Here is a 13,872-nt window from a genome sequence, read left to right on the forward strand (position 1 = left end):
TCTATCCGCTGCCGAATGACGAGGTGGCCGCGGCGCGGGCGCTGCTGGTGTGCGCGCAATGTCCTATCCGTGCCAGGTGCCGGCGGTACGCCATAAGTAACCGCGAACCGTACGGCATCTGGGCCTTAGATGGTTTGTCGAATCGGCCGGAACTCCCTGAACAGAGGTGTGCCATGCCTGATGAAATGACGTGCGCCGACTGCGTCGGCCAGCTTACCCACCACCAGACGGGCGTACTCGCCGACCCGATCCGAACCGTCGTCGACGAGCACCTCGCTGGCTGCCCGGACTGCGCAGCCTTCGCCGAACAGCTGATCGCGACCGACACTCTCCTGCAGAGCGTGCCGCGGCCGGTATCCCGATCCGGGCTCGCGCCGGGCGACCACGCACAGGCTGTGCTCAGCGCGCTGCAGCAACTCGCCGACTCGCTCGATCGTGCCCGCGCCGACGACCTGGTCCAGGACGTGCTGACCGAGGCGCTGGCCGTAGGCGATGACCTGGACCTGGAGATCCTGGCACGTGCGCTGGTCGACCGAGTGCTGGCGGATGGGGCGGACGAACGGCAGGTCAGCGCTTTCGCCGTCGCGGACCGCACCCAGCAACTCGATGTCGACGCCGACACACCCGACCTGTTCTACCCGCAGTTCTATCTCGATGGCCCTGACCTCGGCGGATTCATCACCTCGCCCAACATCTGGGGCGGCGACAACCAGCTGCTGGGCCCGGAGGACGATCTCGTCACCGCCGAACTGCTAGACCAGGTCAACGAGGCCCTCGACAAACTGCCTCCACCGGCAGGGCCACTCGCTCAGCTCGTCCTGCTCGATGGTATGTCGATCACCGCGGCCGCCGCCGCGATGCGTCTGAGCCCGCACGAAGCGGCGAGCGCCCTGCACCTGGCGCGGATCCGCCTGCGAGCCGCGGTCGCCACACTGTCCTGAACGCTGTGCGAGTACCGTCGCGTCGGACACCGGGGTGTGGTCGCTGGGTGGTCGCGCCGTCCGGGATTGCCACCGGGCGCTGCGCGGCCGGTCGGTTGGTGCCCCGGGCGGGTCGGGGTTGCGGCGGCGAGGGCGGCGGCGGTGGCTTCGACGGCGTCGTGGGCGGCCTGTCGGGTCAGATGGCCGTAAATGTTGACGGTCACCGAAAGGGTGCTGTGCCGCAGGGTCTTGGAGACCACGGCGAGCGGAACGCCGGATGTGATCACGAGGGTGGCGGCGAGGTGGCGCAGGTCGTGGACTCGGATGCGGGGCAGGCCGGCATCGGCGGTGAGGGCGTGCAGCCGGTGCAGCACGTGCTCGGGGCGCAGCGGCCTGCCGTCCGGGCGGCAGAACACGAGTCCGTCGTCACCGGTCGGCCGCGCTTCTCGCACCCGGTGCCGTCGCGCAACGCCGGCACCGGTCGGCCGAAATGGCGCGGCCACGTCCGCGGTGGCTAACCCTTGACGGTGGTCTGAGCGGTCGAGCCATGGAACGGCCCGTCGTGCTGTCCTCGCTGATCCTGTACTGGCACCTCGCCGCCGGGCCCTCGGCTCCGTCGGCGGCGGTGGAACCGCACGCGATCGCCAGACCCACCAAGATCGTCATCGTTCCGCACTCGGACCTGGCCCTATACGGTCGGTGGGTGAGAGTCGAGCGTCACTGGTGGAACAGCGACAGCACGATGCGAGGGCATCGCGACGTGTACATCCGCACCGATGGCGAGTCGTGCGAGGTCGAGGCCCAAGCTGGCGGCAATGGCGGCCGGTCGAAGACCCACCAGTGTCCGAGCCGGCAGTCTGCGGAGATTCTGGCCGCGGCGTAGATGGAGGGGCGGGGCCGGTGGCAAGTCGTGGCGCCCTGATCGGGCGGCGTCGCTCTGCCCACCGCCCGTCAGCAGGCGGCGGGATCCGGTAGCAGGTCCAGGTAGCCATCGCACCGATCGACGGCGAACCGGCTAAACAGCGATCCCCAGCCGACGCGGGTGTGGCCACGGCACCTACGCCGGGACGGGCATGAAGCGCAGGCCGCCAACGAAGCGGCACGTTCCGCTCCGGCGGAGAAGATCCACGATGGTGTCCGAAGTGGACAGCGGCCCGCGCCGCCGAGCCGGCGACCGAACCATGATCCAGACCAGGCGGCACACAAACGCACTGGTCAGCACGGTTCGGCACGGGCCCCCCGCCGAAACAGCACGGTGACGACGGAGCACCATCAGAGCACCATGGCCCAATATTTGGAAGATCGCGGCACATCATGGGACAGAATCGAGGCTGTGACCGACGTTTCCACTGGTCACAGCCTTGATCGTGCTGCGCGCCCGAAGGGACTCGAACCCATAACCTTCTGATCCGTAGTCCACAAGGCCGGCATCCCTGGTCGGAGCCTTGATCGGCTTCGCGTGGCGGGACCGATTACGCGGGAAATCCAGTGGACTGTCCGTCCACTGTGGACAGCTCCGCGATCGCTTCCGGCGACCACCTGCCCATCCCTGATCTTCACATTGATCACATCGATGAACACCACCGGATAGACGCGGTCGAGGGGCCGGTTCTGCCACTCGGCCATCCCGTCCACGACCTTGTCCGTGATCGTGGAAATGGTCTGCTTCGACACCTCGGTCCCGTACACCTCGTCCAGGTGCGCGGCGATCTCGCCGTGGGTCAGCCCTTTCGCCGACAGCGACAGGACCAGGTCCGTCAGCGCTGGCACCTGCAGTTCGCCGATCCGGCCACCGGCAACGTCGTCGACGAACCGCGGACCGGCAGGGCCGGCTGGCCGGACCGGCTCGTCGGCTGGTACGGCCGCGACTCCGTGTGGATCGTGGACGACCGCGAGATCGACGCCATCCGCCCCGGCGAGCCCTCGCGGCGTCTGTCCGTGGCCGACGGCGAGGTGCAACAGCTCGACGTGGCCAGCGACCTGGTCAAGCAGGGGCGCGAGGCGCGGGGCTGGTGCGGATCGTGGACGAGTGGTGGGACGGCTGACCACCGGGCGCGAACCTGGCCGCCAAGTGGTCGCTACGTGACGTGACGGCTGGTGGCTCGCGTCGGCGTCCGTTCGTGCCGACGCGCGGATGGGTCGCTGCATCGCGGCGCGACGTCACAATGCTGTTCGTCGGCGCCACCAAGGCAGGTATGCGGGCGTGAAGGGATCGTGGACCGTTGCGGCGAGGTAGCGGGCGTCCAGGGGCGCCAGTATCGACCGGAACTGTCGTCGCGCTGGTCTGCGCAGCCCTACAAGCAGGGCCTCCAGTAGTGCACGGTCGTCGGCGAACGGCGGACTGAACAGCCATCTGCAACGCCAGCGGTCCGCTCGCCGACGTTGCGCAACGCGGAGCTCTACCAGCGCGACGACGTGGTCTGCCGGCCGGTGACCGGGCTGTCCCCGAGCCGGTTGGCGGTGGTGTGGCGCACCGGCGAGGACCGCGACGCGGTCCGCGTCTTCGCGGACGCCTGCTGCCGGTGCGTGTAGCCGGTGCGTGTAGCCGGTCGCGGGAATGATTGGCGGGACACCCCTAGAAACGGGGCCCGACGAGCGTGTAGGTAGTGTGCCGATCTCCCGGACTGATCCGTCCTCGTCTGAGCGCTTCGAGGAGTACGTGCGCGCCCGGGTCGCCGGGCTGTCACGCATCGCGTATCTGCTGACCGGGGACGCGCATCTCGCCGATGACCTCGTGCAGACCACACTGATCGAGGTCGCCGCCCGCTGGGAACGGATCGTGGCCGGCGGGGATCCGGAGCCGTACGTGCGCAGGGTGCTGCACCGCAAGCACCTCTCCTGGCGACGGCGGTACCGGCGTGAGGCCGTGCCGACCGGCGCGGTGCCCGAGGTGGCCGGACCCGACATCTCCGGTGCGGTGACCACCATGGTCGCCGTGCGGGAGGCGCTGGCCGGTCTGGCACCGAAGCAGCGCGCGGTGCTGGTCCTGCGCTACTTCGAGGACCTGACCGAGACGCAGGCCGCGAGCGTGCTCGGCGTCTCGGTCGGCACGGTCCGGAGCCAGACCCGCGATGCCCTGGCCCGGCTGCGCAAACTCGCCCCTGAGCTGACCGACGTCGTGAAGGTGGTAGGCCGATGACTCCAGTCCTGCGAAGCGTCCTCGCCGATCTGGCCGAGCAGTCCCGGCCGCTGAGCGGCCGCGACGACCTGTGGCGGCGCGGCCGGCGGTTGCGCCGCCGGCGACGACTGACCGCGGCGGCCGGCGGGCTGCTGGCGCTGTCGGCGCTGCTGGCGTTCGTGGCGCTGCCACCCGGATGGAACGGTGCTCCCGGACCGGTCCGGGTCGCCGATGGCGGCAACGTCGTGCTGCCGAGAAGTTTCGGCACCGCGTGGCCGTGGCAGGAACTCGCCGGGCGATCCCCGAACGGACCCGCCATGTTCCTGTACGTCGACACGTTCTCCCGGCTGGCGCTAACGCCGGCGACGGTGATCGGGCAGGACGGCTCCTACCGGGGGATCACGGTCGCCGGATCCCAGCGACTCTCCCCCGACGGGCGGCTGCTGGCCCGCAAGGACCGGATCATCGACCTCACCTCGGGCCAGGCCGTCAGGCTCACCGCGTACGAGCACTCCTCCGTCCAGGTGCTGGACTGGTCTCCGCGAAGTACCGAGGTGCTGATGTTCGTCGATGCTGATCCCGCCGGGGCCGACCCGGCGGCGAGGCAGGACCGGATCGTCGTCGTGGACGCGGCAACGGGGCGCGCCCGCACGGTGCACGCTGCCGGTGTCGACCCGGCCACCCCCGACAGCGAGGGGATGTTCTCGCCCGACGGCACCAGCATCGCGTTGGTCCTGCGGAAGTCCGCCGGACCGCAACGGGTGACGATCCTCGACGCGGCGGACGGCGCGGTACGAGCCGAACTGCCGCTCACCGACCGCCAGCGGGTCGCCGGATGGAACGCCGGCGGCACCGGCCTCGTGCTGCTCGCCGGCGAGGTCTGCGACTGGTCGAGCTGCGCCCGTGACCAGCCCAGCTATCAGCGGATGCTGGAGGCACGCGGCCGTCAGCGCTGGCACCTGCAGTTCGCCGATCCGGTCACCGGCACGGTCACGGACGAACGCCGGGCCGGCAGGACGGGCTGGCCGAACCGGCTCGTCGGCTGGCACGGCCGGGACTCGTTCTGGATCATGGACGACCACTCCATCGACGCCGTCCGGCCCGGCGAACCCGCCAAGGTCCTGACCGTCGCGGACGGGCAGGTCCAGCAGCTGGACGTGGCCGACGACCTGGTCATTCAGGGACGCTTCGACGGTCCCCCGCTCCGTGCGCAGATCTGGCCCCCGCGCGCCGAGGTGCGCTGGGCACTCGGCATCGGCGCCGTCGTCGTAGCGGCGGCGATCCTCTTCCTCCGCCGCCGCATGCTCCGCACCCGCAGACCGGAGTCCTTCGCCACTGACGCAGTACGCTGACCCGCCGCGGCGCTCGTACTCCAGAAACGCTGCGGTGATCGAGGTCTGCTCGCTGCTGGACGTACTGGGGCTACTTGCTTCCGGTGAGCCGATGAAGTCCGCGGTCCACTCGGTCGCCGGGGCTCGCAGCGCGGTCTCGAAGGTCGCCGCCAGGGATTCGAGCAAGCAAGCCCGAAATTCGGGTCGATGGTCACAGGCCACCGTAGAGCAGCACGAGTGGCCTCCCACTGCCGCCGATCTCGTAGTGCAGCTGCAGGCCTAGAAGTTGGATGCGTGGTCCCGGGGTGCATGCAGGGTGCGGGGAGCGCCCAGTGGTCACCCGGTGTCTGCCCCAGTCGGCGCGAGATCCGGGCGCCTGGGCTCCGCCTGCACGCGTTTTCTCGCCGTCGGGCGACGGTGAGATGAGGCTGTTTTGCGCGACCCTGGCTCACGGCGACATCACCGATCAGCGACATCACCTCGCACTGCTCGTCCTCCGTCTTCTCCGCCGAGCGGGTCATGGCGGCCACCTCATGGCCAGCCGCGACAAGGACTGGAACCAGTTAGCGGCCGATCACCCCAGTGGCTCCGGCGAGGAAACGCGCATCGTTCACTCACGTCATGCAGCGCTTGATCGGTCGCAGTCTCAGGCATGTCCTGGGTGACTTGCTCTCGTCACTTGGCCTCATACGACGCGACGAATTCGCGGAGTGCAGCGCCAATCTCATCCGGGGAGTCTTCCTGGACGAAGTGGATCCCTCGCACGGTGGTCTCGCGCTGGTTGGGCCAGGTGCGAGAGAACTCGTAGGTGCGCCCGACCAAGATGGCGCCGGGCTCCGCCTTGATGAGGAGCTTCGGAACCGGCGACTTGGAGAGCCAGCCACCGTACTGCTCCACGATCTCCACAACGTCGCGCGGCTCTCCCCCGATCGGCAGTTCCCGCGGCCATACGAGCGTCGGCGTGCGCGATGCCGGCTCCCGGAACGGCGCTCGGTAGGCCTCCATCTCCTGCTCGTCGAGGCGGCGGATGATGCTCATCGGAAGGACCACCTCGACGAAGAAGTTCTCCTCGAACACGAGCCGCTCTCCCTCTGGAGAGCGCAGACGTTGGAAGGGCCCACGCCGATCCCCAGGAAAGACCACCCAGTTCCTCGGTTGCACGATCGCCTCCATGTAGGCGATGGCCGCGACCCGCTCCTGGTGGCGCAAGGCCCACCAGAAGCCGAGCGCGGAGCCCCAGTCGTGGAGCACCAGGACGACCGGCTGATCCGGCACGACGGTGTCGAACCAGGCATCCAGATACCTGGCGTGGTCGACGAAGCGGTACCGCCCGTCCGGAGCGGGGCTGGACTGGCCCATGCCGACGAGGTCAGGCGCGAGGCATCGTCGTTGGTCAGCGAGATAGGGGATCACGTTGCGCCACAGGTAGGACCACGTCGGGTTGCCATGGAGGAAGATCACCGGCTTGCCCTCACCAACATCGACGTAGCTCATGTCGGTGCCGCCGACAGTGATGCGTTCGCGATGGTGTTGATCCTGAGCTTGGACTGCCACAGCCACTCTCCAGTCTTATAGAAGAGATCTCCGCGCGATCTGCCGTTCGCGTGCGACTTCACATCTACCCTTCTCGCTGGGCGCAAGAGCAGCGCCCGTCCACCTACCGTGTTCGCGACACGAATCGCCCAAAGGATCGTTGACACGTTGCTTCGTCGGCACCTTTGCTGCCCGGCCCGGGCCGAGGTACACCCGGACGCAGGGCCACCTTCGCCGCCAGCAGCGCCGATTCCAGCTTCGGCGCCCACGCGGCCAAGCCGGTGATGCCCTCATGGAGGTAGTCGTAGGCGATGGAACGGCCGATCTTGCTGTCGCAGGCCAGTCAAATTTCTTCGAGGCGTCGTACGGCATCCGGCGACACCAAGGCGCCGGGTGCGCCTCGCGGACCTCTTGAAGGCGAAGCGGAGGGAAGCGCACGCTCCGAAGGAGTGACGCGGCAGGTGCCCGGCTGGGGCGGATGTCCTCAGCCGGCTCTGGACAGGCCGCCCGCCAACAGCAGCACGTCGGCGAGGCCGTAGCCGCCCTGCGCGAAGATCTCCAGGTAGGGATCGGTAATCCGGACCCCGGCGGTGTAGTTCTGCGTGTTGCCGGCCGGATCCAGCACCTCATAGGTCCAGCCGTTGCGGAGCCGAGCCTTCCCCGACGTCCCGGCAGCGGACGCCGGGGCGTCAGCCGTCGGTGTGGTGCCTGGATCGAACACGGCGGAGGCCGCCACCGCCACCGAGATCGTCCCCGCCGGACCACGCACCTGCAGCCAGCCCGCGGACGAGTCGGCGCTGGTCCGGCAGCCGGTCAACCGGGCACCCTCGGGCATAGCGGTCACGCGTACCCGCACCGCGCACCGGTGGGTGACGTCCAGCCGCAGCGTGCTCGCGAACGCGATGGTCTCGTCACGCGACAGCGGGCCACGGACAGACAACTGCGCCCACACGCCCGGGGTCGGTTCCCAGGAGACGATGTTCTGGGTCATGCCGCGGTCCGTGTTCCGACGGCTGATCACTCTCGCCGGCTGTCCGGCGACGGAGACCTGCCCGTTGTAGGTTTCCGTCACCTGCTCGCCCTGTCCGCTGGAGGTGTGCGGATTGGGTGTCGGCTCCCATGCGCCGGTGACAGGAGCCGAGGATGCCTGCGCCGCCAGCGCCAGGTCCACTAAGAACTCCGTGTCATCGTGCTCATGCGGGTCGTCGAAGGTCACCGTGTTCCCCCACAGTGAGAGCCTTTCCACACCGTCAACCACCGACCACTCAGTGGTGCGCACCGGATAGGGAAACCGGCCCACGCCGAAGTGGATCACGAGCGGGTCCGAGCCCACGGTCGCCGCAACCGCCGCCGGGCCCGTGGCTGACGGCGGCTCGGGCACGGCGTACCCGCCGGAAGGTGAACGGGGAACGACCAGGGCCGCCAGCCCGCCCACCGCGAGCACCGCGGCGGCCGCGGCACCGGCCGCGATCCGGCGGCTACGCCGCCGCCGCGTCCGGGTCACCCCCGCCAGCAGCGCCGCAGCGTCGGTGTCACCGTCCGCGCGGGCCCGCAACGTTCCGACCAGCGTCTCCACGTCCATGCTCATGACCGTGTCCCCTCGGGTTCGCGCAGCTGGACTCGCATGGCCGCCAACGCGCGCATCGCGTGCGTCCGCACGCTCGCCCGCGAGCAGCCCAGGATCTCGCTGATCCGGGTGTCGTCAAGGTCCTCGTAGTAGCGCAGGGCGATCACGGCTCGCTGCCGCGGCGGCAGCAACCGTACGCGTTCCCACAGCACCACCCGCTCGGCAGCGCCGGCGCTGGAATGGTCGACGCCGGCCAACGTGTCGGCCCTCAGGTCAGTCGGCAGCTCGCGGTTGGAACGCCGCCGCCGCCACGACCCGTGCAGATTGACCAGCATGCGCCGCACGTACAGGTCGGGCTGCTCGGCACGCGCGATTCGGGACCATCGTGGGTAGGCGCGGACCAGCACGTGTCCTGTACCAGATCCTCTGCGCGGTGGGCATCGTCGACGAGCAGGCGCGCCAGCCGGACCAGTGCCGGGCCACGCGTCAGCACGTAGTCGGTGAAACTCACACCATCCGTCACGCAGTACTAACGACCCGGCGGCGGCATTCTGTTGACCCCATCTACTCCGAAACCTCGCCACCCCGGGCAACCGGGAACACCCAACGGCGCGGTCGGTGGACCACTCAATGGCTGCATGCTGCAACGTTTCGCCGGCATGCAGGTGAGGCTCGACAGTGCCATCTCCCGCATCCACCACTGGCTCACACGGCCAAGATCCACTAAGAAAGACCGTCAATTGGGCGGAAGTCGGTCAGGACGACGGTTCGGGGTAGCAAACAGGCACGGGCGTGTCGATCATCGGAGTTCTCGACGCTCTGTGACCGACAAGGACGCCCGTGCCTGCCATCCCATCATCGCTGTTGGAACCCGTCTGGGTCGAGTTCGCCGCGCTGCTGCCCGAACGCAGCGAGTTCCATCCCGATCATCCGTTGGGCTGCCACCGGCGTCGCATCCCCGACCGGGTGGTGTTCGAACACCTCGTTGACGCGCTGGTCCACGGGTCGGGCTACGAACGGATCGCCACCGCTGCCTGGTCGGATTCCACGATCCGCCGTCGGCTCAAGACCTGGGCGGCCGCCGGCATCGCCGAACGCGTCCATGCGGTGGCCCTCGCAGCCTACGACCGGATCATCGGCCTGCAGTTGGCCGACATCACGGCGGACGGGTGCATCACGAAGGCCCCGTGCGGTGGAGACAAGGCCGGACCGTCCCCAGTGGACAGACGCAAGGGCGGCCTGAAACGCTCGGCCGCCACCGACGGCGCCGGTGTCCCCCTCGGAATCGTCTCCGCGGGCGCCAACCGCCACGACTCACCCCTGCTCGGCCCGACACTGCAGGCCGCCACCGACCAGGTCGGCGCCCACTGGCCCGACGACGTCACCGTCCATCTCGACGCCGGCTACGACTCCAACGTCACCCGCACCCTGCTCGACGGGCTGGGGCTGCACGGCGAGATCGCCCGCAAGGGTGTCCCCGCGCCGGTGCAGGTCGGCAAACGGTGGGTCGCCGAGCGTACCCACGCCTGGATGAACGGCTACGGCAAGCTACGCCGCTGCACCGACCGCGACGGCAAGATCGTGGACTTCTTCCTCTATCTCGCCGCAGCCTTCGTCACCGTCCGTGCACTCATCCGCGAGGCCCGAACCCGGTATCGCTGGTCAACCAGACCCACCACCCGCCGCCTCAAGTGATCCAATTGACGGTCGCTCTAGATCCGCGCACTCGGCCGGTTGTTTCATGAGATGGACAGGGCGCCGAACCTCAGTGGCAGTGGTGCTCGCTGACGGCGGGCACGGTAGCGCCCAGGTCGTCGTCACGGCCGGCGGCGAGGCGCGACCACTGCGAAGCGGGTCGCCCGTCGAGCCGGAACTGGTCGCCGTTGGTGCGGAAGTGCTGCGGCCAGCCTTCCGGTGAGTCCTCCCAGTCCTCCTGGCGACCGTAGACGGTCATGTCGAGCAGCCCGTACGACGGCGCCATCGCCTCGACTCCCCGCCCGGTGGTCCAGTAGGTCTCGAACACCCGGCGGCCCTGGCGGAGGTAGCACGCCTTCATCCCGAACGCGCGCCCGGCGACGAGGGAGTCGAGCGACTCCGCGGGCACCGAGTACCAGGGCGCCTGCCAGCCCATGAAGTCGCGGTAGCGCGACGACTCCTCGAACGGTCCCTGGCAGAAGACCGCGAACGTGACGTCGCGCGAGTGCAGGTAGGACAGCTCGAGCACCTGGCCGGTGAAGAACGTACAGCCCTCGCATTGCTCGGCGGCCGGCCTGCCCGTATGCCACATATGGTACGACGCGAACAGCTGGGTCCTGCCCTCAAAGACATCGAGCAGGGGCACCGGTCCGTCGGCACCGATCAGGCGGGTCGTCGGGTCGACCTCGACCATCGGAAGCCGGCGGCGGGCCGCGGCGATGGCGTCACCCTCGCGGGTGTGCGCCTTCTCGCGGAGCCGAAGCTCGTCGAGCTGCTTCTGCCAGGTCTGGCGATCGGTGAGCGGGGGTGCCGCTGGCGTGGACATGGGTTCCTCCTCGCATCGAGTGCTATGACACTAATAGTGAATGCTATGATCGGGCAAGCACACTAGAGAGGTTGTCCATGCCGGCTCAGCGGGGCTATCGACAGGCCTGCGGCATCGCGCGCGGCCTCGACATCGTGGGTGAGCGGTGGTCGCTGCTCGTGGTGCGCGAGCTGCTGCTCGGGCCGAAACGGTTCACCGACCTGCAGCAGGCGCTCCCGACCGCCAGCCCGAACGCGCTTGCCGACCGGCTGCGAGAACTGGCCGACGCCGGCGTCGTACGCCGCCGGCAGCTGCCTCCGCCAGGCAGTGTGCGGGTTTACGAGCTGACCGCGTGGGGTCGCGGCCTCGAGCCGATCGTGGTCGCGCTCGGCACGTGGGCACTAGCCGCTCCGCCGACCGCGGAACAGCTCTTCGTGAGCGCAGACAGCGCCATGCTGGCCATCCGGACCTATTTCGTACCGACGCCGGAGCGGCCTGGGGCGACGCTGCGGATTGAACTACTCGACCACGGTCCTGCCGGGGTGTTCGGCGTCCGCTTCACGCCAGCCGGCGCCGAGATCGCCCACGTGCCGCCCGAAGAACCGGACGCCGTCCTGATCACCACGACGGACGCCCTCCTCGCCGCCTTCGGCGACGACGACCTGGCCGGGCTCGTAGCCGCGGGCGCCGTCATCATCGGTGATCCCGAGGCCGTACGCCGTCTACTTGTGGCCGTGCACGTCCCGGCCCCCACAGAATCAACACGCAACCGGCAGCTCCGGTCCACAGAAGCGGGACAGCCGTCCGCCGAACAAACTGTCCCGAAGCGGTGACGCACAGGACAAGACCGGATCCCGAGCCAGGACGAACGCGGGGAGCGTCACCAACCGCCGGAGTCTTCGCCGAAGCCGCGCAGCAGATCTGCGCCTTTCCCGACAAGTAGTGCAGCTGCAGCGGCTGGCTCGCTGCGACATCGATGTGTTCGGCGACGCTGAAGATGCCGATGTCGCGGGCGGTTTCGGGCGCTGGCAATTCCGACGCGGCCTCGCCCCGGCGGCGTGTTGGTTTGGGGCGGCACCGTGCCGATGGCTCGGTTGCCTATCGGATGGCCTGGCGCCGGTCGGGGCTTGGGCGCTCTACCGATAGATCGCTCCTGCGTGGTCGTCAATCCCGGCACTTCACGTACAGTCCTGGGCAGCACACAGGGTCTCCTCTGCTGCGCAGGTGTCGGCGACTGCCGACGTGCCACTGCTCATGGTCCGGCGGTACGGCTCGGTCGGCCGGTTAGCAGCAGCCTGGCTGCCGCGTTACGGGCGAGGATGCCGGCCCGGGTCTTCGGGATCAGCATCGCGGCCACGAGACCGGCGCCGCGCGCCCGTGCATCGGTGCGGCGTCGGTGCTCGACTTCGTACCGCCGGAATGCGGTGACGTGGTCGCCTTCGGCGACGGCGGCGGCCAGGGTATGGGCACCGGCGATAGCCAGGCTCGAACCGTCGCCGAACAGCGACACCGAGGCCGCCGCATCGCCCAACAGCACGACCCGTCCGGCCGACCAGGACGGCAGCGCCACTTTGCTGACCGCGTCAAAGTACAGGTCGTCCACCCGTAGCGCACGGGTCAGCAGCTCAGGCACCCGCCAGCCGTGTTCCCCGGCGTACGCCTCGGCGAGGATCCGGCGATGCTGGGCGAGGTCACGGTGGTCGAAACCGGCGACGGCCCGGTACCGGAAGATGAACGCGACACCTACGTCGCCGCGAACCGGGTGCATCGCGACGAGCCGGTCCGGCGTGTTATGAAGCAGCACGTCGTGGGGCTGCTCGGGCGGCTCACCGAGCGGCGTGGTGGCCACATAGATCCCGAGGTGGCGGACGAACTCGCGGTCGGAGCCGAAGGCGAGGCGCCGCGTCGTCGAGTGCAGTCCGTCGGCCCCAACGACGAGGTCGAACCGACGGGCCGGGCCGCGTTCGAAGCAGACGTCCACCCCGCCTGGGTCCTGGTCGAGTCGCGCGATGGTGTCGTCGTAGACGAAATCCGCGTCGTCGCGAACCGCCGCACAGAGGATCCGGGCGAGGTCCGCGCGGGGTAGCTCGATCTCGCGGGTACCGGCCGTGCTGTGGCCGGCCGGCATTGATATCCGACGGCTCAGCCGGCCGGCCGAGTCGACGAACCGTATGCCGGTCGCGTGCGTGGCCGCCGCGCGCAGGTCGTCGACCAAGCCCATCTCCTCGACCACCGACAGGGCCGGGCCGCGGACGTCAACCGGGCTGCCGCTGGAGCGCTGGCCATTCGCGCGCTCGACCACCGTGGGACGGAACCCCGCACGGGCCAACCAGTAGGCGAGGGTCGGGCCGGCCACGCCTGCGCCACAGATGAGTACCGTCCGCATGATTGCGAGCATAGATCCACGACACCACCGGCCGGCGCGCCCTGAACGTACCGCCAGACGCCGAGGCCGGAGGGGCTCTCGACATCACCGTCAACGCCAGCGATCGGCGGCCGTCACCTGACCGACGCCCAGCCCTGGCCGGCATGCACGGTTCTCAAGCAGATCCGGGCACCTTACCCGGACGCAGCAGCCGTGATCGACTTCTACGGAGAGTGACTCGGAACGGCGCTGTTGCGTTGGGGGATCGATGGACGCGTTGAACTCGTTCTCGTTCCGAGGTCAGATCGCCCTGGCGAGTTCGGCAAACGCAGCAGCGACTCGCGTTGCCGCCGGGGCATCGACGGCCAGTTCGTAGTGCCCGCGCCGCAGGTTCTGCATGAAGGCGTGCCCAGCGATGATGACCTGTGCCGTCTTGTCGGTCCCTAGATGATTGATGCCTTGAAGATCCCGGCCTGTGTCGTTGCCAGGTAGATGGGGTGAGGGTGTCCAAGATCGGCGTTGCTGACCCATCGCCGAA

The 13,872-nt window shown here is 69.1% G+C and carries 14 protein-coding genes and 2 pseudogenes; 8 read left to right on the plus strand and 8 right to left on the minus strand.

The window, feature by feature from the left end; genetic code table 11:
• Positions 1–808: 808 nt before the first annotated feature.
• Complete coding sequence (locus ACGFI8_RS47150) at positions 809–1,309, minus strand: tyrosine-type recombinase/integrase (protein WP_392815490.1); 501 nt, start codon at positions 1,307–1,309, stop codon at positions 809–811.
• Between ACGFI8_RS47150 and ACGFI8_RS47155 the strand changes: the two genes are divergently transcribed.
• Together ACGFI8_RS47155 and ACGFI8_RS47160 are read left to right on the plus strand one after the other, a co-directional pair.
• The gene (locus ACGFI8_RS47155; protein ID WP_392815492.1) at positions 1,223–1,438 is read left to right on the plus strand and encodes a hypothetical protein; all 216 of its coding nucleotides are present in this window, start codon (positions 1,223–1,225) and stop codon (positions 1,436–1,438) included. The two genes, ACGFI8_RS47150 and ACGFI8_RS47155, sit on opposite strands and share 87 nt — an antisense overlap.
• A 29-nt stretch (positions 1,439–1,467) precedes the next feature.
• Positions 1,468–1,803 carry a hypothetical protein gene (locus ACGFI8_RS47160; protein ID WP_392815466.1) on the plus strand — a complete coding sequence of 112 codons (336 nt, stop codon included), beginning with the start codon at positions 1,468–1,470 and terminating at the stop codon, positions 1,801–1,803.
• 653 nt (positions 1,804–2,456) lie between these two features.
• Here ACGFI8_RS47160 and ACGFI8_RS47165 read toward each other — a convergent pair.
• A pseudogene (locus ACGFI8_RS47165) lies at positions 2,457–2,672 on the minus strand (transposase); the annotation flags it as partial.
• Between ACGFI8_RS47165 and ACGFI8_RS47170 the strand changes: the two are divergent.
• From ACGFI8_RS47170 to ACGFI8_RS47185, 4 genes are all read left to right on the plus strand, one after another.
• Positions 2,637–3,011 carry a hypothetical protein gene (locus ACGFI8_RS47170; protein WP_392815494.1) on the plus strand — a complete coding sequence of 125 codons (375 nt, stop codon included), beginning with the start codon at positions 2,637–2,639 and terminating at the stop codon, positions 3,009–3,011. The pseudogene ACGFI8_RS47165 and the gene ACGFI8_RS47170 overlap by 36 nt on opposite strands.
• 291 nt (positions 3,012–3,302) lie before the next feature.
• Positions 3,303–3,452 carry a hypothetical protein gene (locus ACGFI8_RS47175; RefSeq protein ID WP_392815467.1) on the plus strand — a complete coding sequence of 50 codons (150 nt, stop codon included), beginning with the start codon at positions 3,303–3,305 and terminating at the stop codon, positions 3,450–3,452.
• A 76-nt stretch (positions 3,453–3,528) separates the two neighbouring features.
• On the plus strand, positions 3,529–4,059 hold the full coding sequence (locus ACGFI8_RS47180) for a SigE family RNA polymerase sigma factor (protein WP_392815469.1): 531 nt from the start codon (positions 3,529–3,531) through the stop codon (positions 4,057–4,059).
• On the plus strand, positions 4,056–5,390 hold the full coding sequence (locus ACGFI8_RS47185; RefSeq protein ID WP_392815472.1) for a hypothetical protein: 1,335 nt from the start codon (positions 4,056–4,058) through the stop codon (positions 5,388–5,390). The genes ACGFI8_RS47180 and ACGFI8_RS47185 overlap by 4 nt, the downstream gene beginning before the upstream one ends.
• Before the next feature lie 654 nt (positions 5,391–6,044).
• Here the strand turns inward: ACGFI8_RS47185 and ACGFI8_RS47190 are convergent.
• The 3 genes from ACGFI8_RS47190 to ACGFI8_RS47200 form a co-directional block, all read right to left on the minus strand.
• Positions 6,045–6,929: a haloalkane dehalogenase gene (locus ACGFI8_RS47190; protein ID WP_392815474.1), complete on the minus strand. Its 885-nt coding sequence runs from the start codon at positions 6,927–6,929 to the stop codon at positions 6,045–6,047.
• 457 nt (positions 6,930–7,386) lie between these two features.
• Positions 7,387–8,484 (minus strand): hypothetical protein, encoded by a 1,098-nt coding sequence (locus ACGFI8_RS47195; protein WP_392815477.1) that lies wholly within the window; start codon positions 8,482–8,484, stop codon positions 7,387–7,389.
• Positions 8,485–8,486: 2 nt separating this feature from the next.
• Positions 8,487–8,876, minus strand: a complete 390-nt coding sequence (locus tag ACGFI8_RS47200; RefSeq protein WP_392815479.1) for a sigma factor-like helix-turn-helix DNA-binding protein — start codon at positions 8,874–8,876, stop codon at positions 8,487–8,489.
• Positions 8,877–9,309: 433 nt separating this feature from the next.
• Between ACGFI8_RS47200 and ACGFI8_RS47205 the strand changes: the two genes are divergently transcribed.
• Positions 9,310–10,164 carry an IS5 family transposase gene (locus tag ACGFI8_RS47205; RefSeq protein WP_392815481.1) on the plus strand — a complete coding sequence of 285 codons (855 nt, stop codon included), beginning with the start codon at positions 9,310–9,312 and terminating at the stop codon, positions 10,162–10,164.
• 70 nt (positions 10,165–10,234) lie between these two features.
• Here ACGFI8_RS47205 and ACGFI8_RS47210 read toward each other — a convergent pair whose 3' ends face one another.
• On the minus strand, positions 10,235–10,990 hold the full coding sequence (locus tag ACGFI8_RS47210; protein ID WP_392815483.1) for a DUF899 family protein: 756 nt from the start codon (positions 10,988–10,990) through the stop codon (positions 10,235–10,237).
• Between the two features lie 77 nt (positions 10,991–11,067).
• Here ACGFI8_RS47210 and ACGFI8_RS47215 point away from each other — a divergent pair, with 77 nt between their 5' ends.
• Complete coding sequence (locus ACGFI8_RS47215) at positions 11,068–11,802, plus strand: winged helix-turn-helix transcriptional regulator (RefSeq protein ID WP_392815485.1); 735 nt, start codon at positions 11,068–11,070, stop codon at positions 11,800–11,802.
• 419 nt (positions 11,803–12,221) lie between these two features.
• Here ACGFI8_RS47215 and ACGFI8_RS47220 read toward each other — a convergent pair whose 3' ends face one another.
• Positions 12,222–13,355: an FAD-dependent monooxygenase gene (locus tag ACGFI8_RS47220; protein ID WP_392815488.1), complete on the minus strand. Its 1,134-nt coding sequence runs from the start codon at positions 13,353–13,355 to the stop codon at positions 12,222–12,224.
• Positions 13,356–13,634: 279 nt separating this feature from the next.
• Positions 13,635–13,872 (minus strand): annotated as a pseudogene (locus ACGFI8_RS47225) (hypothetical protein); the annotation flags it as partial.

It is taken from the genome of Dactylosporangium sp. NPDC048998 (assembly GCF_043197855.1).
Taxonomy (GTDB): Bacteria; Actinomycetota; Actinomycetes; order Mycobacteriales; family Micromonosporaceae; genus Dactylosporangium.